24 protein-coding genes are annotated in these 26,279 nt (G+C 71.1%); 10 read left to right on the top strand and 14 right to left on the bottom strand.

All coding sequences use genetic code 11. The annotated features are described in order from the left end of the window. Positions 1-13: 13 nt before the first annotated feature. Both EL338_RS11365 and EL338_RS11360 read right to left on the bottom strand, forming a co-directional pair. Positions 14-1,447, bottom strand: coding sequence for an aldehyde dehydrogenase (locus tag EL338_RS11365; protein WP_126333845.1), 1,434 nt, complete (start codon positions 1,445-1,447; stop codon positions 14-16). Further along, positions 1,444-3,792, bottom strand: a complete 2,349-nt coding sequence (locus tag EL338_RS11360; protein WP_126333844.1) for a CaiB/BaiF CoA transferase family protein — start codon at positions 3,790-3,792, stop codon at positions 1,444-1,446. The genes EL338_RS11365 and EL338_RS11360 overlap by 4 nt, the downstream gene beginning before the upstream one ends. Before the next feature lie 151 nt (positions 3,793-3,943). Here EL338_RS11360 and EL338_RS11355 point away from each other — a divergent pair, with 151 nt between their 5' ends. From EL338_RS11355 to EL338_RS11345, 3 genes are all read left to right on the top strand, one after another. Next, complete coding sequence (locus EL338_RS11355; protein ID WP_126333843.1) at positions 3,944-6,412, top strand: phosphoketolase family protein; 2,469 nt, start codon at positions 3,944-3,946, stop codon at positions 6,410-6,412. 89 nt (positions 6,413-6,501) lie between these two features. Beyond that, positions 6,502-7,269 carry a CPBP family intramembrane glutamic endopeptidase gene (locus tag EL338_RS11350; protein WP_126333842.1) on the top strand — a complete coding sequence of 256 codons (768 nt, stop codon included), beginning with the start codon at positions 6,502-6,504 and terminating at the stop codon, positions 7,267-7,269. Between the two features lie 80 nt (positions 7,270-7,349). Continuing rightward, on the top strand, positions 7,350-8,351 hold the full coding sequence (locus EL338_RS11345) for an Acg family FMN-binding oxidoreductase (RefSeq protein ID WP_126333841.1): 1,002 nt from the start codon (positions 7,350-7,352) through the stop codon (positions 8,349-8,351). On the opposite strand, the gene EL338_RS11340 is transcribed toward EL338_RS11345, so the two are convergent. Beyond that, on the bottom strand, positions 8,348-8,671 hold the full coding sequence (locus EL338_RS11340; protein ID WP_126333840.1) for a GlsB/YeaQ/YmgE family stress response membrane protein: 324 nt from the start codon (positions 8,669-8,671) through the stop codon (positions 8,348-8,350). The genes EL338_RS11345 and EL338_RS11340 overlap by 4 nt on opposite strands. A 156-nt stretch (positions 8,672-8,827) precedes the next feature. Next, entirely contained in the window at positions 8,828-9,943 is a 1,116-nt protein-coding gene (locus EL338_RS11335; RefSeq protein ID WP_126333839.1) for an alanine and proline-rich secreted protein Apa, read from the bottom strand. 270 nt (positions 9,944-10,213) lie between these two features. On the opposite strand from EL338_RS11335, the gene EL338_RS11330 reads away from it, so the two are divergent. The 3 genes from EL338_RS11330 (at position 10,214) to EL338_RS11320 (ending at position 13,291) form a co-directional block, all read left to right on the top strand. Then, entirely contained in the window at positions 10,214-10,891 is a 678-nt protein-coding gene (locus tag EL338_RS11330; RefSeq protein ID WP_179967269.1) for an SDR family oxidoreductase, read from the top strand. A gap of 32 nt (positions 10,892-10,923) precedes the next feature. Next, positions 10,924-11,841, top strand: a complete 918-nt coding sequence (locus EL338_RS11325; protein ID WP_126333838.1) for an LLM class F420-dependent oxidoreductase — start codon at positions 10,924-10,926, stop codon at positions 11,839-11,841. A 79-nt stretch (positions 11,842-11,920) separates the two neighbouring features. Then, the gene (locus EL338_RS11320) at positions 11,921-13,291 is read left to right on the top strand and encodes a type II NADH:quinone oxidoreductase Ndh (RefSeq protein WP_126333837.1); all 1,371 of its coding nucleotides are present in this window, start codon (positions 11,921-11,923) and stop codon (positions 13,289-13,291) included. 11 nt (positions 13,292-13,302) lie between these two features. Here the strand turns inward: EL338_RS11320 and EL338_RS11315 are convergent, their stop codons facing one another. The 8 genes from EL338_RS11315 to EL338_RS11280 all read right to left on the bottom strand — a co-directional run bounded on the left by EL338_RS11315 (position 13,303) and on the right by EL338_RS11280 (position 19,084). Further along, positions 13,303-13,941 carry an urease accessory protein UreD gene (locus EL338_RS11315; protein WP_126336811.1) on the bottom strand — a complete coding sequence of 213 codons (639 nt, stop codon included), beginning with the start codon at positions 13,939-13,941 and terminating at the stop codon, positions 13,303-13,305. Beyond that, positions 13,941-14,624 carry an urease accessory protein UreG gene (gene ureG, locus EL338_RS11310; RefSeq protein ID WP_126333836.1) on the bottom strand — a complete coding sequence of 228 codons (684 nt, stop codon included), beginning with the start codon at positions 14,622-14,624 and terminating at the stop codon, positions 13,941-13,943. The genes EL338_RS11315 and ureG overlap by 1 nt, the downstream gene beginning before the upstream one ends. Positions 14,625-14,649: 25 nt before the next feature. Next, positions 14,650-15,285 carry an urease accessory protein UreF gene (locus EL338_RS11305; RefSeq protein ID WP_126333835.1) on the bottom strand — a complete coding sequence of 212 codons (636 nt, stop codon included), beginning with the start codon at positions 15,283-15,285 and terminating at the stop codon, positions 14,650-14,652. A 3-nt stretch (positions 15,286-15,288) separates the two neighbouring features. After that, positions 15,289-17,022 (bottom strand): urease subunit alpha, encoded by a 1,734-nt coding sequence (locus tag EL338_RS11300; protein ID WP_126333834.1) that lies wholly within the window; start codon positions 17,020-17,022, stop codon positions 15,289-15,291. After that, entirely contained in the window at positions 17,019-17,333 is a 315-nt protein-coding gene (locus tag EL338_RS11295) for an urease subunit beta (RefSeq protein WP_126336810.1), read from the bottom strand. Before EL338_RS11295 ends, EL338_RS11300 begins: the two co-directional genes overlap by 4 nt. An 8-nt stretch (positions 17,334-17,341) precedes the next feature. Next, positions 17,342-17,644: an urease subunit gamma gene (locus tag EL338_RS11290; protein ID WP_126333833.1), complete on the bottom strand. Its 303-nt coding sequence runs from the start codon at positions 17,642-17,644 to the stop codon at positions 17,342-17,344. Between the two features lie 76 nt (positions 17,645-17,720). After that, positions 17,721-18,131, bottom strand: a complete 411-nt coding sequence (locus EL338_RS11285; protein ID WP_126333832.1) for a PaaI family thioesterase — start codon at positions 18,129-18,131, stop codon at positions 17,721-17,723. Between the two features lie 131 nt (positions 18,132-18,262). Next, on the bottom strand, positions 18,263-19,084 hold the full coding sequence (locus tag EL338_RS11280; RefSeq protein ID WP_235666444.1) for an iron reductase: 822 nt from the start codon (positions 19,082-19,084) through the stop codon (positions 18,263-18,265). A gap of 251 nt (positions 19,085-19,335) precedes the next feature. Between EL338_RS11280 and EL338_RS11275 the strand changes: the two genes are divergently transcribed. From EL338_RS11275 to EL338_RS11260, 4 genes are read left to right on the top strand one after another with little or no spacing between them, the layout of a single operon-like run. Then, positions 19,336-19,752, top strand: a complete 417-nt coding sequence (locus tag EL338_RS11275) for a BlaI/MecI/CopY family transcriptional regulator (protein WP_126333831.1) — start codon at positions 19,336-19,338, stop codon at positions 19,750-19,752. Between the two features lie 14 nt (positions 19,753-19,766). Next, positions 19,767-20,717: a M56 family metallopeptidase gene (locus EL338_RS11270; RefSeq protein WP_126333830.1), complete on the top strand. Its 951-nt coding sequence runs from the start codon at positions 19,767-19,769 to the stop codon at positions 20,715-20,717. Between the two features lie 55 nt (positions 20,718-20,772). Next, entirely contained in the window at positions 20,773-22,236 is a 1,464-nt protein-coding gene (gene gnd, locus EL338_RS11265) for an NADP-dependent phosphogluconate dehydrogenase (RefSeq protein ID WP_126333829.1), read from the top strand. Between the two features lie 23 nt (positions 22,237-22,259). Then, positions 22,260-23,696 (top strand): GuaB1 family IMP dehydrogenase-related protein, encoded by a 1,437-nt coding sequence (locus tag EL338_RS11260; RefSeq protein WP_126333828.1) that lies wholly within the window; start codon positions 22,260-22,262, stop codon positions 23,694-23,696. Here EL338_RS11260 and EL338_RS11255 read toward each other — a convergent pair. Together EL338_RS11255 and EL338_RS11250 are read right to left on the bottom strand one after the other, a co-directional pair. Beyond that, a complete protein-coding gene (locus tag EL338_RS11255) occupies positions 23,649-24,728 on the bottom strand; it encodes an ABC transporter ATP-binding protein (RefSeq protein WP_126333827.1) in 1,080 nt (359 codons plus the stop codon). The two genes, EL338_RS11260 and EL338_RS11255, sit on opposite strands and share 48 nt — an antisense overlap. Beyond that, positions 24,721-26,274, bottom strand: a complete 1,554-nt coding sequence (locus EL338_RS11250) for an ABC transporter permease (protein ID WP_163792123.1) — start codon at positions 26,272-26,274, stop codon at positions 24,721-24,723. The genes EL338_RS11255 and EL338_RS11250 overlap by 8 nt, the downstream gene beginning before the upstream one ends. Positions 26,275-26,279: the final 5 nt, after the last annotated feature.

Below are 26,279 nucleotides of genomic sequence, written 5' to 3'. Positions count from 1 at the left end.
TCGGGAGTGGGGGTCAGGACGGGCCGGTGCCGTAGATCGACTTCACGCTGCGGAAGGCGGCCAGGCCCTCGGGGCCCAGTTCGCGGCCCAGGCCGCTGGCCTTGACGCCGCCGAACGGGGCGGCGATGTCCAGGGTGTAGCCGTTGATGCCGATGGTGCCGGTGTGCACCTGTCGGGCGATGCTCATCGCGCGCTCGCGGTCGGTGGTCCACACCGTCCCGCCCAGGCCGTACTCGCTGTCGTTGGCCAGGGCGATCGCGTCCTCGTCACCGTCGTAGGGGATCACCGCCAGGACGGGGCCGAAGATCTCCTCCTGGGCAATGCGATGCGCGTTGTCGACGTCGGCGAAGACGGTCGGTTCGACGAACCAGCCGCGGGGCTGATCCTTCGGGATCGAGCCTCCGGCAACCAGTTTGGCGCCGTCGGCGGTGCCGGCCTCGATGTAGCCGAGGATGCGGTCGCGCTGGCGCTCGCTGACCACGGGGCCGATCTCGGTGCTCGGGTCCAGCGGGTCGCCGACCCGCAGGCTGCCCGCCAGTTCCGCCAGCGCCTCGACGATCTCGGCGTAGCGCGAGCGCGGGGCCAGCACGCGGGAGTTCAGGTAGCAGGTCTGCCCGTTGTTGGTGAACGACTGCGTGCGCAGACCGGCCAGCGTGGCGTCCAGGTCGGCGTCGTCGAGGATGATGGCCGCCGACTTGCCGCCCAACTCGAGGGTCACCGGGCGCAGCAGGCGGCCACACACCTCGCCGATGGCGCGGCCGGCGACGGTGGAACCGGTAAAGGACACCTTGTCCACGCCCGGGTGCGCCACCAGGTGCACGCCGGTCTCGGTGCCACCGGGGACGATGTTCAGCACGCCGGGCGGCAGCCCGGCCTCGGTGGCGGCCTCGCCGAAAACCATGGCGTCCAAGGCGGTCTCGGGCGAGGGCTTGAGCACCACCGGACAGCCCGCAGCCAGCGCCGGGGCCAGCTTGAACGCCGCCAGCGCCTGCGGGTAGTTCCACGGGGTGATGGCCCCGACCACGCCCACCGGCTCGTGCCGGACCGTGGTATGCCCGGTGGGCCCGGAGCGCACCTCCTCCTCGGGCAGCGCGGTGATCAGGGCCGCGTAGTAGTTGAGCAGCACCGCCGGGAAGGCCCCGTTGACGCCGCGCGACAGCGACATCGGCATGCCGTTCTCGCGGGTCACCAGTTCGTTGGTGCTCGACGCGCGCGCCTTCAGGGCCTCGGCCAACGCCACCAGGATCTCGGCGCGTCGGGCGGCCGGGGTGGCGCGCCAGCCCGGCAGGGCGGCCCGCGCCGCGGACACCGCGTCGTCGACGTCGGCGGTCCCGGCGTTGGCACCGTCGCCCAGGGGTGTGCCGGTCGCGGCCTCGAGCACCGGGGTGACCTCGGCGCTGGGCCGGAACTGGCCGCCGATGTAGACCTGCCCGGTGATCGGGGTCATGTCGGCACCCTTTCGCCGCTGCTGAACAACACCCCGTCGGCCAGCAGCCGATCGATGCGAGCGTCGTCGAATTCGAGGATGTCCCGGCAGATCTGGTGGGTGTGTTGACCGGGCAGCGGCGCGGGTTGCTGCAGGGCGTTGGCGATGTGCCGGTACGGCGCCGGCCCGGATTCGGCGGGCAGTGGCCGCTCGATCAGCGGATGGTGCATGTCCTGGTAGGTGCCGCGGGTGCTGAGCTGCGGGTCGGCGAGCACCTCGGGTCGCCGCTGCATCGGCGCGGCCGGAACACCGGCGGCCTGCAGGGTCTCGGCGACCTCGGCCGGGGTGCGGGCCCGCGTCCAGTCGGCCCAGCCCGCCGGCTCCCCGAGCACCGCGGTGGCGGCCTGCCGGTCGGCCTCGTCGCGCAGCGAGATCACCGCCCACTCGTCGTCGCCCGCGCAGGGGTACACGCCGTCGGCGGCCGCGCCGACCTCGACGGCGGCGGGGTTGTCCTGCAGCGCGCGCTGCTCGACGAACAGCGTGTCGAGCTGGTTGATGCCCGCTTCGGCCTGGGAGACGTGGATGTGCGTGCCGGTGCCGGTGGCCGCGCGACCGATGAGCGCGGCCAGCGCGCCGATCGCGGTGATGCGACCCACGATGTGATCCGGGAAGACCGTGGTGGCGTCGAAGAACGGATGGCGGCCGGCCTCGGTGACGCCGTCGGGGGCGGTCCACAGGCTGGTCACGCCGGTGCTGGCGCGCACCAGCGGGCCGTAGCCCATCCGGGCGCTCCACGGGCCGGTGTCGCCGAAGGCGCTGCTCTCGGCGAGCACGATCGCGGGGTTGATCTCCCGCAGTCGCTCGTACGGAAACCCCAGTCCCGCAAGGGTTCCCGGCTTGAAGTTGGCGAACACCGCATCGGAGCGGGCGACCAGCTGCTCGAAGACCTCGGCGCCGCCGGGGCTGCGCAGCTCCAGGCCCAGCCCGAGGTTGTTGCGGTGGGTCCAGGCGAACGACTCGCTGAGCACCTGACCGGGCCGCCCCTGCCGCAGCCCGTCCGGATACTTGGCGCTCTCGACCTTGATGACTTCGGCGCCCAGGTCACCGAACAGCCGGCTCAGCTCGCCGCCGGCGACGATGATCCCGAGGTCGACGATGCGCAGCCCAGCGAACGGCAAACCCGCGCGGCGGTCCCCGCGGTCCTCGATGCGCACCTCGCGGGCGGGCCGGTCGGCCCAGTCGTCCGGCCCGGCGCCGGCCACCGGCGCCGGGGTGCGGAAGCCGAGGCGGGCGCCGTCGGCGGTGTAGTACCCCACCGGGACCCGGCCGCGGGCCCCGGGCACCAGCTCGGCCTCGGTGAACGCGCCGACCGCCGCGAAGTGCTCCGAGTCACCGACGGCCGAGGGCTCCAGCACCGCGGCCACCGGGACGCCGTAAGACTGCGCGGCGTCGGCGATCTCGGCCATCGTCATGGTCGCGAACATGTCGGTCAGCAGCGCGCCGATCTCTTTCCAGGCCAGGAACCGTTCGATGATGGTGTCGAACTTCGGGTCCTGGAACTGTTCGGGTTCGCCCAGCCAGGCGCGCAGGCCGTGCCACTGCCGCGGGGCCAGCACGACCATCCGCACGTAGCCGTCGGCGCACGGCAGGATCGGGTAGGCGTCCTGATTGCGCGGCCGGCCGCGCCACTTCTCGGCCCCGCCGGCGGCCGCGGCCTGTCCGTGCGACCCGAACGGCGGGTCGAGCGCCAGCACGACGGCCTCGAACCGGGAGAAATCGATGTAGTCGCCGCGGCCGGTGCGCAGCCGGTGGTAGTAGGCGACCAGGGTGGCCCAGGTGGCCTGCACGGCCGCGGTGGCCGAGGCGATGCCGTCCGGGGGCAGCACCGGCGTGCCGGTCGTGGGCCCGGAGCGCGACAGCGCCGAGGACAGCGCGTACAACACCGCGTCGGTGGCCCGCCAGTCCGCCCGCGGGCCGTCGAGGCCGAAGTCGGTCACCGACAGCGCCACCAGGTGGTCGAACCGGTCGGCCAGCTGCGCGCACGAGGCGCCGTAGGCGGCGGCCTGGCCGGGGGTGCCGGAGTCGATGACGATGTCGGCGGCGCCCGCCAGGCCCAGCAACCGTTCGCGGTCCCCGTCGTCGGCGGGATCGAGCACCACGCTGCTCTTGTTGGCGTTGTGCACGGCGAAGGCGATGCTGGTGCCCGCCAGCCGCGGCGCGGTGTGGCGCGCGGGACTGCCGCCGGGCGGTTCGACCTTGATCACATCGGCCCCGAGATCGGCCAGTATCCGACCGACGGCATCGCCGGGCCCACCGGAGAGATCGAGGACCCGCAGCCCCGCCAACAATGATTCGTCGCCCGACATCACACCTCTTCTTTCGCCGTGTCGGCAACCCTATCCGCAGCCACCGCCTCCCAACCAACCGGTGGGCCGTTTGTGCATTCCGGGTGAATCTTCGGCGCATTCGGACGCGCCGAGGTGTAGGCAGCACTTGGATGGGGGAATGCCCGCGAATATGACTGCCTGGAACACAGCGGAGATCGCCGACCTCGACGAGCAGACCCTGCAGCGGGTCGACGGGTGGTGGCGCGCGGCCAACTACCTGTCCGTCGGCCAGATCTATCTGCTGCGCAATCCCCTGCTGCGGACCCCGTTGTCGGCCGACGACGTCAAACCGCGCCTGCTGGGCCACTGGGGTACCACGCCGGGCCTGAACTTCCTCTACGCGCACCTCAACCGGGCGATCAGCCAGCGCCGCCAGTCCACCATCTACCTCACCGGCCCCGGTCACGGCGGCCCCGGCCTGGTGGCCAACTCCTACCTCGACGGCACCTACTCGGAGCTCTACCCCGACGTCAGCGAGGACGACGAGGGGCTGCGCCGGCTGTTCCGCCAGTTCTCCTTCCCCGGCGGCATCCCGTCGCACGTCGCGCCCGAGGTGCCCGGCTCCATCCACGAGGGCGGCGAACTCGGCTACGCCCTGTCGCACGCCTACGGCGCCGCGTTCGACAATCCGGACCTGCTGGTCGCGACCGTCATCGGCGACGGCGAGGCCGAGACCGGCGCGCTGGCCACCAGCTGGCATTCGAACAAGCTGACCAACCCCCGCGCCGACGGCGTGGTGCTGCCCATCCTGCACCTCAACGGCTACAAGATCGCCAATCCGACTGTGCTGGCGCGGATTCCGGAGGACGAGCTGCGCAGCCTGATGATCGGCTACGGCCACGAACCGTACTTCTTCGAGGTGCCCGACGACACCGCCGATCCGGCCGCCGAGCACGCCGCGGCCCATCGGCGCTTCGCCGCCCTGCTCGACGAGGTGCTCAACGAGATCGCCGCCATCAAGGCCCGCGCCGCCGACGGCGACGAGACCCGGCCGCGCTGGCCGATGATCGTGTTCCGCACGCCGAAGGGCTGGACCGGACCGGCCGAGATCGACGGCAACAAGACCACCGGCTCCTGGCGCGCCCACCAGGTTCCGCTGTCCAGTGCCCGCGACACCCCCGAACACCTTGCGGTACTGGCCGACTGGCTGGCCTCCTACCGGCCCGAGGAACTGTTCGACGACAACGGGCGCCTCGAGGCCGACATCGCCGCGCTGGCCCCGCCGGGCCGGCTGCGGATGAGCGACAACCCGCACGCCAACGGCGGGCTGCTGCTCAGGGATCTGCGGTTGCCCGACTTCCGGAAGTTCGGCGTGGACGTCCCGGCCCCGGGTGCCACCGTCGCCGAGGCCACCCGGGTGCTCGGCGAGTGGCTGGCCGAGGTGGTCCGGCTGAACCCGGACAACTTCCGGATCTTCGGCCCCGACGAGACCGCGTCGAACCGCCTGCAGTCCGTCTACGAGACCACCGACAAGCAGTGGAACGCCGAGTTCTACTCCCCCGACGTCGACGAGCACCTGGCCCGGGTGGGACGCGTGGTCGAGATGCTCTCGGAGCACCAGTGCCAGGGCTGGCTGGAGGGCTACCTGCTGACCGGCCGGCACGGGCTGTTCAACTGCTACGAGGCGTTCATCCACATCGTCGACTCGATGTTCAACCAGCACGCCAAGTGGCTCAAGGTCACCAACCACATTCCCTGGCGCCGTCCCATCGCCAGCCTGAATTACCTGCTGTCCAGCCATGTTTGGCGCCAGGATCACAACGGCTTCTCGCACCAGGACCCCGGCTTCATCGACCACGTGGTGAACAAGAGCGCCAATGTCGTGCGGGTCTACCTGCCGCCGGACGCCAACACCCTGCTGTCGACCTACGACCACTGCCTGCGTTCGCGGCAGTACGTCAACGTGGTGGTCGCCGGCAAGCAGCCGGCGCCGAACTTCCTGACCATGGAGCAGGCCGTCGCGCACTGCACCCGCGGGCTGGGCATCTGGGAGTGGGCCGGCAGCGAGCAACTGGGCGCCGACCCCGACGTCGTGCTCGCCGCGGCCGGCGACGTCCCGACGCTCGAGGCGCTGGCGGCGGCGGACATCCTGCGCACCCGACTGCCCGAGTTGCGGGTGCGCTTCGTCAACGTCGTGGACCTGATGCGGCTGCAGGACAGCACCGAGCACCCGCACGGCCTGCCGGGCCGCGAGTTCGACCAGATCTTCACCCGCGACCGGCCGATCATCTTCGCCTACCACGGTTATCCGTGGCTGATCCACCGCCTGACCTACCGCCGGACCGGGCACCCGAACCTGCACGTGCGCGGCTACAAGGAGGAGGGCACGACGACCACGCCGTTCGACATGGTCATGCTCAACGACCTCGACCGCTATCACCTGGTGATGGATGTCATCGACCGGGTGCCGTCGTTGCAGTCCACCTGCGCCACCCTGCGCCAGGAGATGGCCGACAAGCGGATCGCGGCCCGGGAGTACACCCGCGCGCACGGCGACGACATCCCCGAGGTGCGCGACTGGGTGTGGCCGGACGCGCGCAAGCTCGGCACCGTGGCCGCCGGCGCGGCCGCCTCGGCGACCGGTGGCGACAACGAATAGCGCGCCGTTCCGCTGACCTGGGCATCTGCCGCGGGCAGGTACGCTGATCCGGTTATGTCCATGCCACCACACCCACGGCCGTCACGCCCATGCCAAGCGCGGTAGCCGTACCGGCGGATGCACCGCATCCGTTGCTCATACAGTTGACGGCCCTGAACCGGTTCCGGGTCTACGTCGATATCGCGATCGTCATCGTGGTGCTCGCGCTGACCAATCTGATCGCGCACTTCACCACCCCGTGGGCCAACATCGCCACCGTGCCCGCCGCCGCCATCGGCCTGCTGGTCCTGGTGCGCTCGCGCGGGCTGGGGTGGGCCGAGCTGGGGCTGGGCCGCGAACACTGGAAGTCCGGCGCCGGCTACGCACTGGCCGCGGTGACGGTGGTCGGCGCGGTCATCGCCATCGGGGTGTTGCTGCCGATGACGCGCCCGCTGTTCCTCAACAACAACTACGCGACGCTGTCCGGCGCGCTGATCGCCTCGATGGTCATCATCCCGCTGCAGACCGTCATCCCCGAGGAACTGGCGTTCCGCGGGGTCCTGCAGGGTGCACTGACCCGGGCGTGGGGTTTCCGCGGTGTCGCGGCGGCCGGTTCGCTGCTGTTCGGGCTGTGGCACATCGCGACGTCGATGGGCCTGACCGCCAGCAACGTGGGCTTCACCCGGCTGTTCGGCGGCGGGGTGGTCGGCATGCTCATCGGGATCGTCGGCGCGGTGCTGGTGACCGCGGCCGCGGGTTTCGTCTTCACCTGGCTGCGCAACCGCAGCGGCAGCATCATCGCGCCGATCGCGCTGCACTGGTCGCTCAACGGCATGGGGGCGCTGGCCGCCGCGTTGGTGTGGCACGGCGCATTCTGACGCGGACGAAAGGACCAATGTCCCGCGATCGGTGACCATGAGCGGTGGTACCTCGGACCCTCCGGTGACACGCTGAATTCATGGAAAACCTGCTGCCGGACGAGACCACCGTCCTGGCCGCGCTCGCGCTGGCCATCCGGGCGCCCTCGATCCACAACACCCAGCCGTGGGCCTGGCGGATCGGCGACGGCACCGTGCATCTCTACGCCGACACCGAACGCCATCTGCCGCACACGGATCCGGCCCGGCGCGACCTGATCCTGAGTTGCGGGGCCACCCTGCAGCACTTCACCGTGGCGCTGGCGGCGCTGGGCTGGCAGACCCACGTGCACCGGCTGCCCAACCCCGACGAACCCGATCATCTGGCCAGCGTGGAGATCTGCGGTCCGGGCGGCAGCCAGCAGGACATCGCGCTGGCGGCGGCCATCCCGCGGCGGCGCACCGACCGTCGCGTGTACAGCTCGTGGCCCGTGCCGGCCGGGGATGTCGCCCTGATGGCGTCGCGGGCGGCGCGCAGCGGAGTCATGCTGCGCCACGTGGAGTCACCGGCGCGGCTGGCGGCGATTGTCGCCGGCGCGGTGCACGAGCACGCCCAGGACGTCGACTACATCGCGGAGCTGTCGATGTGGAGCGGGCGCTACGGCGCGCTGGCGGGGGTGCCCGCCCGCAACACCCCGCCGCCGGCCGCGCACGCGCCGGTACCGGGGCGGGTGTTCGCCTCCCCCGCGCTGACCCAGCCCGCGGGTGCGGCGGCCGATCTGGACGCCGGGGTGGTCCTGGCGCTCGGTACGGCCGGCGACGACCCGGTGTCGGTCCTGCGGGCCGGTGAGGCCACCGCGCTGGTGTTGCTGACCGCGACGGCCCTGGGGCTGTCCAGCTGCCCCATCACCGAGCCCCTGGAGCTACCGAGCACCCGGCAACTGGTGCGGGACACGGTGTTGGACCGCGATTGCGTGCCCCAGATGCTGCTGCGGGTCGGGTGGGCACCGCTGAACGCCGACCCGCTGCCGGCGACGCCCCGTCGTCCGCTCACCGAGGTGGTGCGCCGGCTCGACGGGACGCCGATCGACCAGCTGAGCTAGTTGTTGCTGCGGACCTTGCCGACGATCCAGAGCAGGATCACCGCGCCCAGGATGGCGGTGAACAGCGTGAACCACCAACCGCCGCTGGCGGTGTCGAGGAAGAAGCTGAGCAGGAAGCCACCGATGAGCGCGCCGACGACGCCGACCACGATGTTCATCAGGATGCCCGAGCCGCTGCCCTTGACGATCTTGCCCGCGATCCACCCGGCGATCGCGCCGATGATGATGTAGCCGATCCAGCCCACGCTGGTCAGCGTCGTCGAGCGGGCGAGGATGTCGACGGCTCCCGACGCCAGGTTCGAGACGAGTGCTGTATCCATCAGGTCCTCCTCGTTGTGTCAGATCCGGCGGAAGCGGGATCTTTGCTCAGATATACCTGGTCCGGGTAACGATTGGGTCGTCATCAGGGAACGAAAGCCGAAACCCCGATCCGCCGGTGGCGGGATCGGGGTTTGCGGACGTGACTGTTTCGGCGATCAGGCCGGCGGCATCATCTCCGGCACCGGGGTCTCGACCGGCACCGGGACACCGACCTCGCTGCGGCCCGGCACCGGTGCGGGTGCGTTCGGGTCCGCGGGGGCGGGCGCGGGCGCGTTCGGGTCCGCGGGCGGCGGCGGGGGTGCGTTCGGATCCGCGGGGGCGGGCGCCGGCGCGTTCGGATCGGCCGGCGGCGCAGCCGGTGCCGGCGGCGGGGTCCACGGGCGGATCGAGTTGGCGAGCGCCTGGGCGGCTTCCTTGTCGACCGGATCGTTCGAGGTGCCCAGCCACACGACGAACCAGCGCTCGTTGCGCTGACCGCGCGGCGCGTTGGCGGCCGCATCGCCGACCACGCCGGCCCAGATCTGACCGTCGGGCTTGGTGGTGTCGGTGAACTTCACCTCGTAGAACGACGCGGAGCCGGGCATTCCGTTCGCATCGAGCGGCACGGTCTCCTGGTTGAGGCGGGTACCGGCGAAGGGCATGAAGAACTCGCCCATGTCGGAGGCCAGCCGCACCGCGGCCTTCTCGTTGTCCGGCTCGGCGCCGGCGAACAGCTTCAGGTCCAGCCGGCCCAGCAGGATGCTGGTGTCGGTGGCGGCCGGGGCCGGCTCGCCCGGAGCGACCGGCGGGGCCTCCTTGGTCAGCAGCGCCTGCCCGTAGTTGAGCCGGCTGGCATCGCCGACGACCCAACCACCCGGCACGACGTAGCTGAAACCGCCCGCGGCGTTGTCGACGCGGCCCGGTTCGGGGGCCGGCGGGGCCTCGGGATCCGCCGGGGGCGCGTTCGGATCAGCCGGTGGCGCGTTCGGGTCCGCCGGAGGTGGCGGCGGCGCGTTCGGGTCCGCCGGGGGCGGCGGGGGCGCGTTCGGGTCCGCCGGGGGCGGCGGGGGCGCGTTCGGGTCCGCCGGAGGTGGCGGCGGCGCATTCGGATCCGCCGGCGGCGGAGCGGGAGCCTCGGTCCCCGGCGCCGGAGGCGGCGGCGGGACCGGGTCGGCATAGGCCAAGGAGCCCGGCAGCATCAGGGTGACGGCGCCCAGGCCAGAGGCCGCGGCGACCGCCAGCGATGCCCGCAAACCCTTACGCTGCTTCGAGTTGAGGTCCGGCTGACTCATGGCGACGAACCTACCGTGTTACGGCCGTGACGCAAGTGCGACTTGCTCACGATGCACTGCCGATTTCGCGCGTTTTGACGGCCCCGCCGGGCCGGATTGTGTCGCGATCGTGGCCGCGTCGAGTTTCGTCCTCTAGCTACTGTCCAGTAACATTGCTGGCGGTCGACGCCGTCACGCACGGAAACCCCAGGCACCGGCCCTTACGGTGTGCCACGATCGACTAGCGAATGGCGCTACTGGGGTTCAGCGGTGAACACGACAGGAGAGGTCATGGCGATGGAGGTGCTGGTTACCGGCGGAGATACCGAGCTGGGTCGCGCAGTCGCCGAGGAATTCCGCGATGCCGGACACAACGTCGTCATCTCCGGGGCCCGCCGCGACGAACTGGAGATCGCCGCCAAGGAACTCGAGGTCAACTGCATCGTCTGCGATCCGACCGACCCCGCGGCCCTGGCCGAGGCCCGCCCGTCGTTCCCGCGTCACCTCGACACCATCGTCAACGTCCCCGCGCCCCGGCACGAGGCCGGCGACCCGCGCACCTTCACCCCCGCCCAGCACGCGACGGCCTGGCACCGGGAGCTCGACGCCACCGTGCTGGCCCCGGTGTTGACGCTGCAGACCATCGGCGACCATCTGCGCTCCGGCGGCTCGATCATCAGCGTCGTCCCGGAAACCCCGCGCGAGGGCAGCGCCGCGGCCGCCGTCAAGGCGGCGCTGGCGGACTGGACCGCCGGGCAGGCCACCCAGTGGGGCACCCGCGGCATCACGGTCAACGTCGTGGCCACCGGGCGCGGCACCGAGCCGGGTTACGAGGGCCTGACCACCGTCTCCCCCTCGGTGGCCGGCGAGATCGCCCGGTTGAGCCTGTTCCTGACCTCGCCGTCGGCCCGGCAAGTCACCGGCCAGACCCTGCACGTCAGCAGCGGTGTGCCCGCGCATTTCGGCTGAGCGTCCCCCGGGGCGGCGAGTAGGGTCGAACCGTGACGATCAAACTCGGCCTCCAGATCCCGAAATTCTCCGACGACGCCGGTATCGAACAGCTGTTCCCGACCGTGCTCGCGCAGGCCCGCGAGGCCGACGAGGCGGGCTTCGACGCCGTGTTCGTGATGGACCACTTCTATCAGCTGCCCATGCTGGGATCGCCGGATCAGCCGATGCTCGAGGCGTATACGGCACTCGGGGCGCTGGCCACCGCGACCGAGAACGTACAGCTGGGCACCCTGGTCACCGGCAACACCTACCGCAACCCGACGCTGCTGGCCAAGGCGATCACCACGCTGGACGTGGTCAGCGCCGGCCGGGCGATCCTGGGCATCGGCACCGGCTGGTTCGAACTCGAACACCAGCAACTCGGCTTCGAATTCGGCACGTTCACCGAACGTTTCGACAAGCTCGGCGAGGCGTTGCAGATCATCCTGCCGATGCTGGCCGGCGAGCGGCCCAGTGTCGACGGCAAGTACTACAAGACCAGCGAGGCGTTCGCCAATCCGCGCTACCGCGACCACATCCCGCTGATGATCGGCGGCAGCGGTGAGAAGAAGACCATTCCGTTGGCGGCCAAGCACTTCGACCACCTCAACCTCATCACCTCGTTCGATGCGCTCCCGCACAAGATCGACGTGGTGCGCCGCCGGTGCGAGGACATCGACCGCGATCCCGCGACGCTCGAGACCAGCATGTTGATCACGGTGATCGTCGACGAGAACGGCTCCCCCGACGCGCTGCCCGAGGCCATCCGCGGCAACACCGCCATCGGCGGTCCGGAGGCCATCGCCGAGCAGATCAAAACCAAGGTGCTCGACGCCGGCGTCGACGGCATCATCTTCAACCTGCCGTTCTACACCCCCGGCGTCATCGCCTCGGTCGGCCAGGCGGTCCGGGCGGTGCTGGCAAACTGATATCTCGGTAGGCCCGAGTTGACGCCGACGACTACGGTGAAGGGGTACTTCCGATGTGTCCCTTGTCGAGGAGCCAATTGTGAGCCATCCCGGAGCAACGCCCTCCGATCGGCATAAAGTCGTCATCATCGGGTCAGGGTTCGGTGGCCTGACCGCTGCCAAGAAGCTCAAGCGCGCCGATGTCGACGTCAAGCTGATCGCCAAGACCACCCATCACCTGTTCCAGCCGCTGCTCTACCAGGTGGCCACGGGCATCATCTCCGAGGGCGAGATCGCCCCGCCGACCCGGCTGATCCTGCGCAAGCAGCGCAATGCCCAGGTGCTGCTGGGCGAGGTCACCCACATCGACCTGGAGAACCAGACCGTCGATTCGGTGCTGCTCGGCCACACCTACCGCACGCCGTATGACTCGCTGATCGTGGCGGCCGGCGCGGGCCAGTCCTATTTCGGCAACGACCATTTCGCCGAATGGGCCCCGGGCATGAAGACCATCGACGACGCGCTGGAACTGCGCGGGCGCATCCTGGGCGCCTTCGAGCAGGCCGAGCGGTCCAGCGATCCGGTCCGCCGGTCGAAGCTGCTGACCTTCGTGGTGGTCGGCGCGGGCCCCACCGGCGTCGAGATGGCCGGGCAGATCGCCGAGTTGGCCGACGACACGCTGCGCGGCGCGTTCCGGCACATCGACCCGACCGAGGCGCACGTCATCCTCATCGAGGGCGCCGGTCAGGTGTTGCCGCCGATGGGTGAGAAGCTGGGCAAGAAGGCCCAGAACCGGTTGGAGAAGATGGGCGTCGAGATCCAACTCGACGCCATGGTGACCGACGTGGACCGCAACGGCCTGGTGGTCAAGTACAAGGACGGCTCCACCAAGCGCATCGAATCGGCCTGCAAGGTGTGGTCGGCCGGCGTCTCGGCGAGCCCGCTGGGCCGCGACCTGGCCAAGCAGTCCGGTGTCGAACTCGACCGCGCCGGGCGGGTCAAGGTGTTGCCGGACCTGAGCATCCCCGGACACCCCAACGTGTTCGTCGTCGGCGACATGATGGCCGTCGAGGGTGTGCCGGGCCAGGCCCAGGGCGCGATCCAGGGCGGCAAGTACGCCGCGAACCTGATCAAGGCCGAACTCGGCGGCGCCGACCGGTCGACCCGCGAACCGTTCAGCTATTTCGACAAGGGGTCGATGGCCACGGTGTCGAAGTACTCCGCGGTGGCCAAGGTCGGCAAGCTCGAATTCGGCGGCTACATCGCCTGGTTGGCGTGGCTGTTCCTGCACCTGATCTACCTGGTCGGCTTCAAGACCAAGATCGCCACGCTGCTGTCCTGGGCCACGACGTTCCTCGCCCGCCAGCGCGGTCAGCTCACCATCACCGAGCAGCAGGCCTTCGCCCGCACCCGGATCGAGCAACTCGAGGAGATCGCGGCCGCGGCCGAGGACGAAAAGGCCGCCAGCTAACAGTCTTCGCGTTAGGCCGGGAGCGCCTCGCCCTGCCAGGTGCTCAGCGCTCCCCCGGCCGCCAGTTCGAGCACCGTGGCCCCGTGCCGATGGTGCCTGGGTCCGCCCGGGTAGCTCAGTTCGCTGATCGCCGCGCGGGGCGCGCCCAGCGCGTCGTCGCCCACCGCGCCGGAACCGAGGTCCACCCGGTGGCGCAGCAACGGCCGACCCGACACGTCGGCCCGCGTCGTCGAGCTCCAATAGCCCGCGCGCTCACCGGATCTGCCAATCTGGACGCGTTCGCGCACCCGCAGCACCCCGGTACCGCCGACGCAGGCGGTCAGCGCGGCGTGATGCTCGGCGCCGCCGGCGACCAGCGTGGGCTGCAGGTCGACGTCGAGGTCGCCCTCGGCGTGCAGCTCCAGCGCGGCATGCGAGATCGGCGTCGCCGGGCCGGGCAGCGCGATGGCCGCCGCGACGCTGCGCAGCCGCAGCACGGCGCCGGCCTCGACGACCACCCGCACGGTGATGCGGTCGCCGCCCAGCGGGGTGGCGGCCGAGGACACCAGGTGCACGGTGTCCGCACCGGTGCGCCGCCCGACGATACCGCCGCGAGACTCGATGTGCGGCAGTCGATCCGGCCGGGCCACCACCAGGATGTGGGAGTCCATCATCCAGTGGGCACCGGTGCGCTCAGCTGCGTGCGAACCCAGCCGAGCACGGCCGCGGCCGACGGGTCCTCGGTCAGGCTGATCAGCTCGGTGGGCCGGCCCGTGCGGACGGCGGCGGCGTCGCGGCGCATCACGTCGAGGTCGGCGCCGACCAGCGGGGCCAGGTCGGTCTTGTTGACCACCAACAGATCCGAGAAGGTCACCCCGGGTCCACCCTTGCGCGGCACCTTGTCGCCGCCGGCTACGTCGACGACGAAGATCTGCACGTCCACCAGCCCGGCGGAGAAGGTCGCGGTCAGGTTGTCGCCGCCGGACTCGACCAGGATCAGATCGAGGTCCTCGTGCGCGGCGATCAGGTCTTCGATCGCATCGAGATTGGCGGTGATGTCGTCGCGGATGGCGGTGTGCGGGCACCCGCCGGTCTGCACGGCGGCGATCCGGTCGTCGGGCAGCACGGCGTGCCGGCGCAGGAAGTCGGCGTCCTCGGTGGTGTAGATGTCGTTGGTCAGCACGGCCAGCGAGAGTTCGTCGCGCAGTTGCCGGCACAGCGCGGCGACCAGCGCGGTCTTGCCCGAGCCCACCGGTCCGCCGACGCCGATGCGCAGCGGTTCGCCGGGCCGGCGCACGCGGCGGGGCCGCTCGCGGTGGACGTGCGGTTGACCGTCGAGCAGATGTGGGGGCATGGGATTCCTTACTGCGGTGCGGGTTTCAGGAGGCGAACAGCGGCCGGTCGCGGTGGGCGTGGCGTTGGGCCAGCGCGTCGAGCAGCGGATCGGACAGCTCGGCCGGCCCGGCTGCGGCCTCGGCCGCGGTCTGCTCACACAGCCCGGCCAGCTCGAAGGTCAGCGCCGCGACGTCGGCCGGGTCCAGCGCCAACAGGCGCTGCGCGGCCGTGGCCGACCCGGTCATGGTGGTGTACACCAGCGCCAGCGCGGTGTGGTCCGGCGGCAACTCGGTGGCCCGGCCGACCATCCCGGCCACCACCGACAGGTGCGGTTCGCGGCCCAGTGCCGCCCACGGCTGCTGCGGCCAGACCCGCCGCGCCAGCCGCAGCAGGCCGCGGCCCTGGCTGCGCGAGGCCGCCCGGGCCGCCGGCGCCGGGGTCCGGGCATCGGTCTCGGCGTCGGCCCGCTCGAGGTCCAGGGCCCCGGTCTGGGTGGCGACGGCCAGCGAGGCCGTGACCAGCCCGTGGGTGCGGATCCGCCGGCGCAGGTAGGCCGCCACCGTGGCCGCATCGCACACCAGCCCGCCGGCGATCGCCTCCTCGATGCCACCGGAGTGCACATGACCTCCCGTCGGCAGCCGGGAGTCGGCCAGCGCGAGCAGGGTGGTCAGCTGAGCCATGGGTCAGAACAGGAAATAGCGTTGTGCCATGGGCAATTCGGCGGCGGGCTGTTCCTGCCAGACCTCGCCGTCGATGCGCACGGTGAAGGTGTCGGGCTCCACCTCGATGCGCGGCATGGCGTCGTTGTTGGGCAGGTCGGCCTTGCCGACCCGGCGGACGTCCTTGACCGCGGCCAGTCGGCGCCGGACGTCGAGGCGGTCGGCCAGGCCGTCCTCGAGGGCCTGCGGCGCGACGAAATGCAGCGAGGTGGCCGCCGCGGCCGCCGGCGCGGCGCCGAACATCGGGCGCGGCAACACCGGTTGCGGGGTGGGGATCGAGGCGTTGGCGTCGCCCATCGCGGCCCAGGCGATCATGCCGCCCTTGAGCACCGCGTGCGGGCGCACCCCGAAGAAGGCCGGCTCCCAGAGCACCAGGTCGGCGAGCTTGCCGACCTCCACCGAGCCGATCTCGTCGTCGAGGCCGTGCGCGACGGCCGGGCAAATCGTGTACTTGGCCACGTAGCGGCGGGCCCGCAGGTTGTCGTTGCCCGGGGGACCGGCCGGATCGCCGGGCAGCGCGCCGCGGCGGCGCTTCATGACGTGGGCGGTCTGCCAGGTGCGCAGCACCACCTCGCCGATGCGGCCCATGGCCTGTGCGTCACTGCCGATCATCGAGATCGCGCCCAGGTCGTGCAGCAGGTCCTCGGCGGCGATGGTCGACGGCCGGATCCGGCTCTCCGCGAACGCCAGATCCTCGGCGACGCTGGGCTTGAGGTGATGGCAGACCATCAGCATGTCCAGGTGCTCGTCGAGGGTGTTGACGGTGTGCGGGCGGGTCGGGTTGGTCGAACTGGGCAGCACGTAGGGTTCGGCGGCCACGGTGATGATGTCCGGCGCGTGCCCGCCGCCGGCGCCCTCGGTGTGGTAGGCGTGAATGGACCGCCCGCCGATGGCGGCGAGGGTGTCCTCGACGAAGCCCATCTCGTTGAGGGTGTCGGTGTGGATCGCGGCCTGCACCCCGGCCGCATCGCACACGGTCAGGCACGCGTCGATGGCCGCCGGAGTGGTCCCCCAGTCCTCGTGCAGCTTGAATCCCGCGGCGCCGGCGCGCAACTGCTCCCACATGGCCTCGGCGCTGACGGTATTGCCCTTGCCCAGCAGCACGATGTTCATCGGCCAGGAGTCCAGGGACTCGAGCATGCGGGCCAGGTGCCAGGCGCCCGGGGTGACGGTGGTGGCCTTGCTGCCCTCCGCGGGGCCGGTGCCGCCGCCGATGAGCGTGGTGATGCCGCCACCGAGCGCCTCGGCCATGATCTGCGGACAGATCAGGTGCACGTGGCAGTCGATGGCCCCGGCGGTGAGGATGCGGCCGTTGCCCGCGATGATCTCGGTCGACGGACCCACCACCAGGTCCGGATGCACGCCGGACATGATGTCGGGGTTGCCGGCCTTGCCGATGGCCACGATCCGACCGTCACGGATCCCGATGTCGGCCTTGATGATTCCCCAGTGATCCAGGATCACCGCACCGGTGATGACGGTGTCGGGGGCGCCGTCGGCCCGGGTGGCCCGGCCCTGGCCCATCGACTCGCGCAGCACCTTGCCGCCGCCGAAGACGGCCTCGTCACCGGCGTGTCCCGGCCCGCCGCTGCGGTCCTCGGTGATCTCGATCAGCAGGTCGGTGTCCGCCAGCCGGATGCGGTCGCCGACCGTCGGGCCGAACAGGTCGGCGTAGCGCTGCCGGGTCAGTTCGGTCATGGGTTGCTCAGCCTTCCCGGCGGGTCGAGACTCAGGCCGTGCACCTCGCGGGTGCCGCGCAACGGGACCAGCCGAACCCGGCGCGACACGCCGGGTTCGAACCGCACCGCGGTGCCCGCGGCGATATCGAAGCGGTAGCCCCGGGCGGCGGCCCGGTCGAAGGAGAGGGCCGAATTGGCCTGCGGCAGATGCACATGGCTGCCCACCTGCACGGGCCGGTCCCCGGTGTTGACGATCTCGAGTTCGAGGCGTTCGGCGCCGGCGTTGATCTCGATGGCGCCCGATCCCAGCAGGATCTCCCCGGGCAGCACGGACGGGTTCACGCGATCGGGTGGTGCACGGTCACCAGCTTGGTGCCGTCGGGGAAGGTGGCCTCGACCTGCACGTCCTGCAGCATCTCCGGGATGCCCTCCATGACGTCGTCGCGGGTGAGCACGGCGGTGCCGCTGACCATCAGCTCGGCCACCGTGCGGCCGTCGCGGGCGCCCTCGAGCAGATGGTCGGTGATGATCGCCACGGCCTCCGGGTGGTTGAGCTTGCACCCGCGGGCCTGTCGGCGCCGCGCGAGTTCGGCGGCATAGGACAGCAGCAGGCGGTCGGTCTCATGCGGTGTCAGGCGCATAGGCAGCGATCCTGCCACGCCCGCGGCCATCCGGCAGCACTCACACCCGCGGGCAATTCCCCTGAGGCAATTCCCCTCAGGCGTCGAGGTTCTGCAGCCGCACCTGACCGCGCGCGACCACCCGATCCTTCTCGTCGCGGATGGTCACGACCCACAGCTGCTGGCGCCGGCCGCGATGCAGCGGCTCGGACTCGGCGTAGACCGTGCCCGCCGAGATGGCGCGCAGGAAATCGGTGTTGTTGTTGACGCCGACGACGTTGCCGCCGCCGTGCTCGGCCAGCCACACGAACGCCGACGTGCTCGCGACCGATTCGATGATCGCGCAGTACACGCCGCCGTGCACGATGCCCATGGGTTGCAGCAGGGTCGGCTTGACCTCGAGTTGCGCGGTGATGCCGTCGGGCGTGACGTCGGTGAAGACCAGGCCCAGTTCGTTGTCGAAGGGCGACCCGAATCCGTCCGGGAACCCCGCGGGTGTTTGTTGCACGGTACTTGTCTACACCGTCGCACCCGAGAAAGCGGCGAGCCCCGTGCCAATGTGGCACGGGGCTCGCCTTCGATGGACCGGGGGTCTCTGCAGCCCTCAGGACTCCGGCGCGGTCCGGTAGCTCATGCTCATCAGGATAGGCAAGGCTGTCCTAATTTGGCAAGACCTTCCCCGCGAATGGCGCGAAGATTCTGCCGGGACTGGGCCGCGGGCACCCCGCCCAGGGTCGAACGGCCGCGCACCGGCAGCCCGAATCCCACCAGCGCGTCGAGAACCGCTTGGCCACGGCGCATTCCGATGACCTCGCTCGAGCCCGCCAGATGCGGCACCTGGGTCGCGGCGACCACGATCGCGGTCCCGACGGTGTGCCACATCGACGCGATACTCACCGCACCGCCGCTGACCTCGTGCAACCGCGCGAACAGCGGCGCCAGCGTCCGGTGGCAGCGATGAGCGATCCAGGTGGCCAGCGCCGCCTCGCTGGGCAGTTCCACCACCCCTTCGACCGAGTGGGACGTCGACGCGCAGGGATCGTCGGGCAACACCCGCAGCGTCGGATCCACCACGCCGAGCCAGTCGATGGCACCCTCGGAATCGACGTGGACCCAGAGGTTCTCCAGGCCGGTGTCCCAGGCGCGGCCTTCCAGCACCACGAGCGCGACCACCCGGCCGATCACCGCGTGGGCCAGCGTGGCGGCCAACTGCTGGGCGGCGGTCGTGCGGCTGTCCATCTCCATGGCAGCGGCGTGGAACATCAGATCGAGCCGCTCACCGCTCAGGGCCGACGCCAGCGGCCACCACCGTCGCTTGGACACATCGCCCATCACGGCGACGCCGTACACGCGCGGGCATTCCGGATACAGGTTCCGGAGCCGGCGGCTGGACTCATGGAGCGGCAGTACACGTCGTATCGCCATCCCCGCGATCAACGGATCGTCGACTACAGCAGTCACAGCACCTCCTTCATGTGATTAGGTAAGCCTAACCATAAAAGCATGTCTGGCCCGCGGTAGGCACCCTGTGACCGCTCTCACATCAGGGCCCGATCACCGGAAGGGGCGACAATATTGCCTGTACTAGGCGGTATCCGAGGATGAGGAATGGCCGGACCGGCACGGCGGTCGCCGTCCAGGGCGACGGACATACGACGCTGGGTAGTAATGGCAGGTACGCTTGCCACATCCCTGATGGAGATGAACGGATCATGGCAAAGACGGCGCGTTTAGGAGAACTGGAGCAGGCGGTCATGGACCGTCTGTGGTCCGCGCCTGAGCCCCAGACGGTGCGACAGGTGCACGAGGCCCTGTGTGAGCACCGGGATCTGGCCTACACCACCGTGATGACGGTGTTGCAGCGGCTCGCCAAGAAGCACCTCGTGGTGCAGCACCGCGACGACCGCGCCCACCGCTATGCCCCCGCGCACGGGCGCGACGAACTGGTGGCCCGGCTGATGGTCGACGCGTTGGACCAGGCCTCCGACAGCGGCAGCCGCCGCGCCGCGCTGGTGCACTTCGTCGAACGGGTGGGCTCCGAGGAAGCCGACGCGCTGCGCCGCGCGCTGGCCGAACTGGAAGCGAAACATGGCCTGACAGGGCCTGCTGGCGAAACCGCCGCCGACTAAGAGACACTGTCAGCGTGTCCGCGCTGGCCTTCGCCCTTCTTGCTGTGCTGCTGGTCGGTCCCGTGCCGGCCGTGCTGGCACGGGCGCAGTGGCCGCAGCGGGCGCCGCGGGCCGCGGTGGTGCTCTGGCAGGCCATCGCGATCGCCGCCGTCCTGTCCACATTCAGCGCCGGCATCGCCATCGCCAGCCGCCTGTTGCACGTCGGACCTGACGGTCGCCCCGTGCGTTCGATCGGCGCGGAGATCGAGCGGCTCGGCTGGCCGCTCTGGCTCCTCTACATGACCGCGTTCGCGGTGACCTTGCTGGTGGGCGCGCGCCTGATCGTCTCGATCGTCGGCGTGGCGATCGCCACCCGGCGCCGCCGCGCGCACCACCGGATGCTGGTGGATCTGCTTGGCGTGAACCATGAATCGCGCGCGGCTCGCGTCCGCGCCCGCACCGGTGAGTTGCGCATCCTCGACGTCGATCAGCCGCTGGCCTACTGCCTGCCGGGGGTGCGCAGCCGCGTGGTGCTCTCCGAGGGCACGCTGACCCACCTGGCCGATCCCGAGGTCACCGCGATCCTCGCCCACGAACAGGCCCACCTGCGCGCGCGCCACGACCTGGTACTCGAGGCGTTCACCGCGGTGCACGCCGCCTTCCCGCGGTTCGTCCGCAGCGGCAGCGCCCTGGACGCGGTGCGCCTGCTCATCGAATTGCTGGCCGACGACGCCGCCGTGCGCGCCGCCGGTCCCGCTCCCCTGGGCCGCGCCCTGGTGGCCTGCGCCGGCGGGCACACCCCGGCCGGCGCGCTGTCCGCCGGCGGCCCCACCACGCTGCTGCGGGTGCGCCGCCTGGCCGGCCAACCCAACAGCGCCGCGCTCGCGGCCGCCGCCTACGTGAGCGCCGCAGCGGTCCTGGTGGTGCCCACCCTCGCCGTCGCGGTGCCCTGGTTGACCGAGTTGCGGCGCCTGCTCACCGGCTGACCGGGCCGATCTGCTATCAAGACTGTTGCGTGACAACTCAATCGAAAGGTGTTCCATGACCGCCCCCGATCCGAAGTCCACCACCGGCACCGCCCAGATCGGGGTCACCGGCTTGGCCGTCATGGGCTCGAACATCGCACGCAACTTCGCCCGGCACGGGTACACAGTCGCGCTGCACAACCGCTCGATCGCCAAGACCGACGCGCTGCTCGCCGAGCACGGTGGCGACGGCAAGTTCGTCCGCAGCGAGACCATCGCCGAATTCCTCGATGCGCTCGAGCGTCCGCGCCGGGTGCTGATCATGGTCAAGGCCGGCGAGCCCACCGACGCCGTCATCAACGAACTCGCCGACGCGATGGAGCAGGGCGACATCATCATCGACGGCGGCAACGCGCTCTACACCGACACCATCCGTCGCGAGAAGGCCATGGCCGAGCGCGGCCTGCACTTCGTCGGCGCCGGCATTTCCGGCGGCGAGGAGGGCGCGCTGAACGGCCCGTCGATCATGCCGGGCGGGCCGGCCGAGTCCTACAAGTCGCTGGGCCCGCTGCTCGAGGAGATCTCCGCGCACGTCGACGGGGTGCCGTGCTGCACCCACATCGGACCCGACGGCGCCGGGCACTTCGTCAAGATGGTGCACAACGGCATCGAATACTCCGACATGCAGCTCATCGGGGAGGCCTATCAGCTGCTGCGCGACGGCCTGGACATGAGCGCCCCGCAGATCGCCGAGGTGTTCACCGAGTGGAACTCCGGGGACCTGGACAGCTTCCTGGTCGAGATCACCGCCGAGGTGCTCCAGCAGATCGACGCCAAGACCGGCCAGCCGCTGGTCGACGTCATCCTCGACGAGGCCGAACAGAAGGGCACCGGGCGCTGGACGGTGAAGTCGGCGCTGGATCTCGGGGTCCCGGTCACCGGCATCGCCGAGGCCGTCTTCGCCCGCGCGCTGTCCGGCTCGGTCGCCCAGCGCCAGGCGACCACCGGACTGGCGTCGGGCCGGCTCGGCGAAAAGCCCTCCGATGCACAGCAATTCATCTCCGACGTCCGCCGGGCGCTGTACGCCTCGAAGATCATCGCCTATGCGCAGGGCTTCAACCAGATCCAGGCCGGCAGCGACGAGTACGGCTGGGACGTCACCCCCGGCGATCTGGCGACCATCTGGCGCGGCGGCTGCATCATCCGGGCGAAGTTCCTCAACCGGATCAAGGAGGCCTTCGACGCCCAGCCGGATCTGCCCACCCTGATCGCGGCGCCGTACTTCCGCAGCGCCATCGAGGAATCGGTGGACAGCTGGCGGCGCGTCGTGGGCACCGCCACCACGCTGGGCATCCCGATCCCCGGGTTCAGCTCCGCGCTGTCCTACTACGACGGCCTGCGCACCGAGCGGCTGCCCGCGGCCCTGACCCAGGGCCTGCGCGACCTGTTCGGTGCCCACACCTACGGCCGCATCGACGCCGACCGCGAGAAGCGCTTCCACACGCTGTGGAGCGGCGACCACAGCGAAGTCGAGGCCTGAGCCGCGCCACTACACTCGGTGACGTGCAGTTTCTCAACGGACACCAGCCGCCGTACGACCTGACCTACGACGACGTCTTCGTCGTTCCCAACCGCAGCGACGTCACCTCTCGCTTCGACGTGGACCTGTCCACCAGCGACGGGACGGGCACCACCATCCCCGTCGTGGTGGCGAACATGACCGCCGTCGCCGGCCGGCGGATGGCCGAGACCGTCGCGCGCCGTGGCGGGATCGTCGTGCTGCCCCAGGATCTGCCGATGGACGCCGTGCAGCAGACCGTGGACTTCGTCAAGAGCCGGGACCTGATCGCGGACACGCCGGTGATCCTGAGCCCGGACGACTCGGTCTCCGACGCCACCGCGCTGATCCACAAGCGGGCCCACGGCGTGGCGGTCGTGGTGTTCGAGAACCGGCCCATCGGGCTGGTCACCGAGGCCGCCTGCGTCGGGGTCGACCGCTTCTCCCGGGTCCGCGACATCGCCGTCACCGACTTCATCAGCGTCCCGGCGGGCACCGAACCGCGCGAGGTGTTCGAGAAGCTCGAGCACGCGCCGATCGACGTCGCGGTGCTCACCGCGCCCGACGGCACCCTGGCCGGGGTGCTGACCCGCACCGGCGCCATCCGCGCCGGCATCTACAGCCCGGCCGTCGACGCCCGGGGCCGACTGCGGGTGGCCGGGGCCGTCGGCATCAACGGCGACGTCGGCGCCAAGGCCCGCGCCCTGGCCGAGGCCGGGGTGGACGTGCTGGTGGTCGACACCGCCCACGGCCATCAGGTCAAGATGCTTGACGCCATCAAGACGGTGGCCTCGCTGGATCTGGGGCTCCCGCTGGCCGCCGGTAACGTGGTCTCCGCCGACGGGGTGCGCGACCTGGTGAACGCCGGCGCCTCGATCGTCAAGGTCGGGGTGGGTCCCGGCGCCATGTGCACCACCCGGATGATGACCGGCGTCGGGCGCCCCCAGTTCTCCGCGGTCCACGAATGCTCCTTGGCGGCAAAGGAACTCGGCGCCCACGTCTGGGCCGACGGCGGCGTGCGGCACCCGCGCGACGTCGCCCTGGCGCTGGCCGCCGGCGCCTCCAACGTGATGATCGGATCCTGGTTCGCCGGGACCTACGAATCCCCGGGCGATCTGATGCGCGACCGCGAGAACCGCCCGTACAAGGAGAGCTACGGGATGGCCTCCAAGCGGGCCGTGGCGGCGCGCACCGCCGGGGACAGCGCCTTCGACCGGGCTCGCAAGGCGCTGTTCGAAGAGGGCATCTCGACCTCCCGGATGGCGCTGGATCCCGAGCGCGGCGGCGTCGAGGACCTGCTGGACCACATCACCTCCGGGGTGCGCAGCACGTGCACCTACGTCGGGGCGTCGACCCTGGCCGAACTGCACGAGAAGGTGGTGCTCGGTGTGCAGTCAGCCGCCGGCTTCGCCGAGGGCCACCCGCTGCCCACCGGCTGGTAGCGGATAGGCCAGCACGGTCCCGTCGACGTGCACCCGCAGCGCGTCGCCGGTCTGCACCGCGGTCGCCGGCGGCCCGTGCAGGACCACCGGGGTGCCGTCGGCCAGTCGCACGTGCAGCGCGACCTGCGCGCCGTAGAACCGGCGCGCCGTGAGAGTCCCGACCGCGCCGTCGTCGGATCCAAGGCGTAGCTGCTCCGGGCGGAACACCACGACCGCCGGTCCGTCGGCCGTGCCGGTGCGCACCGGATGCGCCCCGAGCGCGGTGTGCGCCACCCCGGCGCGCACGTCGCCGGTCAATTCGACGGTGTCGCCGACGAATCGGGCCACCGCCAGGGTGGCGGGCCGGTCGTAGACCTCGGCCGGGGCGGCCTGCTGGGCGACGGTGCCGGTGAGCACCACGGCCACCGTGTCGGCCAGCGACAGCGCCTCGCCCTGATCGTGGGTGACCAGGATGGCGGTGGTCTGCGACTCGCGCAGGATCGCGACGATGTCCTCGCGCACGCGGACCCGCAGCCCGGCATCGAGTGCGGCGAACGGTTCGTCGAGCAGCAGCACCCGGGGCCGGGCCGCCAGCGCCCGGGCCAGCGCCACCCGCTGCTGCTGACCACCGGAGAGCTGATCGGGACGCGCGTCACCGAGTCCGCTCAGCCCGACCAGCTCCAGCCAGTGCTGCACCGCCGCAGCCGATTCCGCCCGGCCCATGCCGTTCATCCCGAAGGCGATGTTGCCGGCGACGCTGCGGTGCGGGAACAGCGCCCCCTCCTGCGGCATCAGCCCGACCCGACGGCGATGCGCCGGTAGCGACCTGCCCGCCCCGGCCACCGGAGAACCGCCGATGTGCACGGTGCCGGAGTCCGGTTCCTCGAAGCCGGCCAGGATGCGCAGCAACGTGGTCTTCCCGCAGCCCGACGGGCCCAGCACCGCCGTCGTCGTACCGGCGGGCACCCGCAGGTCGACACCGCCCAACACCCGTTGGGCACCAAACGATTTAGTGACCCCGGCGACGGTGACCTCGGCGGCGCGCTCAGCCATGTCCGACCTCGGCCGGGCGGGTGGTCCACACACCGAGCAGCGCCGTCGGGATCGCGGCGAACACCAACAGCCCCACCGCGTAGGGCGCGGCCCCTGCGTAGTCGCTGACAAAGCTGTGTCCCCACAGTCGGGTGGCCAGGGTCTGGGTCCCCGTCGGGTGCAGCAACAACGTCACGGGCAACTCTTTCATGCAGTTCAGCAGGACCAGCGCGGCGCCGGCGGCAATGCCCGGGGCCGCACCGTGGGCGGTCACGGTGGCGAAAGCGCGCAGCGGCGAGCGGCCCAACGCGCGGGCCACCTCCTCGGTGCGCAGCGGCGTCGACTCGACCGCCGAGCGCACCGAACCCACCGCCAGCGGGATGAACAGCACCGCGTAGGCCAGGATCAGCAGCGGTTCCTGCTGATAGATCGGGCGCAGCAGCAGCACGCCCACCGACACCATCGCAATCGCGATGACGATGCCCGGCAGGCCGTGCGCGATGTAGCTCGCGCTCTCCAACAGGCGGGCCGCCGGCGTGCGGTAGCGGGCCGCCAGCACCCCCAGCGGTAGGGCGGCCACGGTGGTGACCACCGCGGCGACCAGCGACAGCCACACCGTGGCGCCCAGCGCGTCCCACCACACCCGGCCGTCCCAGCGCACCCCGCCGGCGGTCAGCCACCGCGACAGCGCATAGAGCGGAATCACCAGCGCCGCAACGACTACCGCGAGCGCGGGGGCCATGGCCAGGCCCTGCCAGCGGCCCAGCCGCAGCACCGGGGCCGGACGCGAGAGCCCCGACCCCACCCGCGCGCCGGCGTGCCCGCGGGCCCAGCGTTCGGCGATCACCAGCGCCAGCGCGAACACCAGCAGCAGCAGCGAGAGCACCGCGGCCCGGGCCGGGTTGAACCCCGAGCGGTAGGCGCCGTAGATCACCCAGGTGAACGCCTCGTAGCGCATGGCCGCGACCGCGCCGAAGTCGCTGAGCACGTACAGCGCCACCAACAACGCGCCCGCGGAGATGGCCGGGCGCGCCTGCCGCAGCGTGACTCCGAACAGCACGGCCAGGCCGTGGTGGCCCAGCGAGCGCGCCACCTCCTCTTGGGCGGGGTCCACCCGCGCCAGCGCCGCCAGGGTGGTCAGGAACACCAGCGGATAGCTGACCAAGGTCAGCACCAGCGCCGAGCCCCACAGCCCGCCGATCGTCGGGAACAGCGAAACCCACAGGAACGCCAGCAGATAACTCGGCATGGCCAGCGGCAGCGTGAGGACCACGGCCAGCACCCGGCGCCCGCGCACGTCGGTGCGCGAGACCAGCACGGCCAGCCCCACCCCGAGCACCACGCAGGCCGCGGTGACCAGCACCACCAGCAGCAGCGAGCGGGCCACCAGTTCGGCGGTGCGCTGCTGGAACAGCTCGTCGACCACGAAGGCCAGACCGCGATCCAGGGCGCGCTCCCCCAGATAGATCAGCGGGATGAAGGTGCCCGCCACCACCGCGGTCGCGGCCAGCAGCAACGCCGCCGGCGGCCTGGTCCTCGACCCGGCGCCCGCCGGGTCGCTGCGCAACGCTG

The organism is Mycolicibacterium chitae (genome assembly GCF_900637205.1).
GTDB lineage: Bacteria > Actinomycetota > Actinomycetes > Mycobacteriales > Mycobacteriaceae > Mycobacterium > Mycobacterium chitae.
This window is presented reverse-complemented; position numbering and strand designations above follow the sequence as displayed.

Excerpts from the sequence above, each read along its gene's own strand:
- EL338_RS11255 (WP_126333827.1), bottom strand. The coding sequence starts at position 24,728 with ATGGCTGAGCGCGCCGCCGAGGTCACCGTCGCCGGGGTCACTAAATCG.
- EL338_RS11345 (WP_126333841.1), top strand. The coding sequence starts at position 7,350 with ATGGAAAACCTGCTGCCGGACGAGACCACCGTCCTGGCCGCGCTCGCG.
- EL338_RS11360 (WP_126333844.1), bottom strand. The coding sequence starts at position 3,792 with ATGTCGGGCGACGAATCATTGTTGGCGGGGCTGCGGGTCCTCGATCTC.
- EL338_RS11350 (WP_126333842.1), top strand. The coding sequence starts at position 6,502 with ATGCCAAGCGCGGTAGCCGTACCGGCGGATGCACCGCATCCGTTGCTC.
- EL338_RS11300 (WP_126333834.1), bottom strand. The coding sequence starts at position 17,022 with ATGACCGAACTGACCCGGCAGCGCTACGCCGACCTGTTCGGCCCGACG.
- gnd (WP_126333829.1), top strand. The coding sequence starts at position 20,773 with ATGACCGCCCCCGATCCGAAGTCCACCACCGGCACCGCCCAGATCGGG.
- EL338_RS11330 (WP_179967269.1), top strand. The coding sequence starts at position 10,214 with ATGGCGATGGAGGTGCTGGTTACCGGCGGAGATACCGAGCTGGGTCGC.
- EL338_RS11365 (WP_126333845.1), bottom strand. The coding sequence starts at position 1,447 with ATGACCCCGATCACCGGGCAGGTCTACATCGGCGGCCAGTTCCGGCCC.
- ureG (WP_126333836.1), bottom strand. The coding sequence starts at position 14,624 with ATGCCCCCACATCTGCTCGACGGTCAACCGCACGTCCACCGCGAGCGG.
- EL338_RS11335 (WP_126333839.1), bottom strand. The coding sequence starts at position 9,943 with ATGAGTCAGCCGGACCTCAACTCGAAGCAGCGTAAGGGTTTGCGGGCA.
- EL338_RS11315 (WP_126336811.1), bottom strand. The coding sequence starts at position 13,941 with ATGGACTCCCACATCCTGGTGGTGGCCCGGCCGGATCGACTGCCGCAC.
- EL338_RS11290 (WP_126333833.1), bottom strand. The coding sequence starts at position 17,644 with ATGCGCCTGACACCGCATGAGACCGACCGCCTGCTGCTGTCCTATGCC.
- EL338_RS11355 (WP_126333843.1), top strand. The coding sequence starts at position 3,944 with ATGACTGCCTGGAACACAGCGGAGATCGCCGACCTCGACGAGCAGACC.
- EL338_RS11275 (WP_126333831.1), top strand. The coding sequence starts at position 19,336 with ATGGCAAAGACGGCGCGTTTAGGAGAACTGGAGCAGGCGGTCATGGAC.
- EL338_RS11305 (WP_126333835.1), bottom strand. The coding sequence starts at position 15,285 with ATGGCTCAGCTGACCACCCTGCTCGCGCTGGCCGACTCCCGGCTGCCG.
- EL338_RS11340 (WP_126333840.1), bottom strand. The coding sequence starts at position 8,671 with ATGGATACAGCACTCGTCTCGAACCTGGCGTCGGGAGCCGTCGACATC.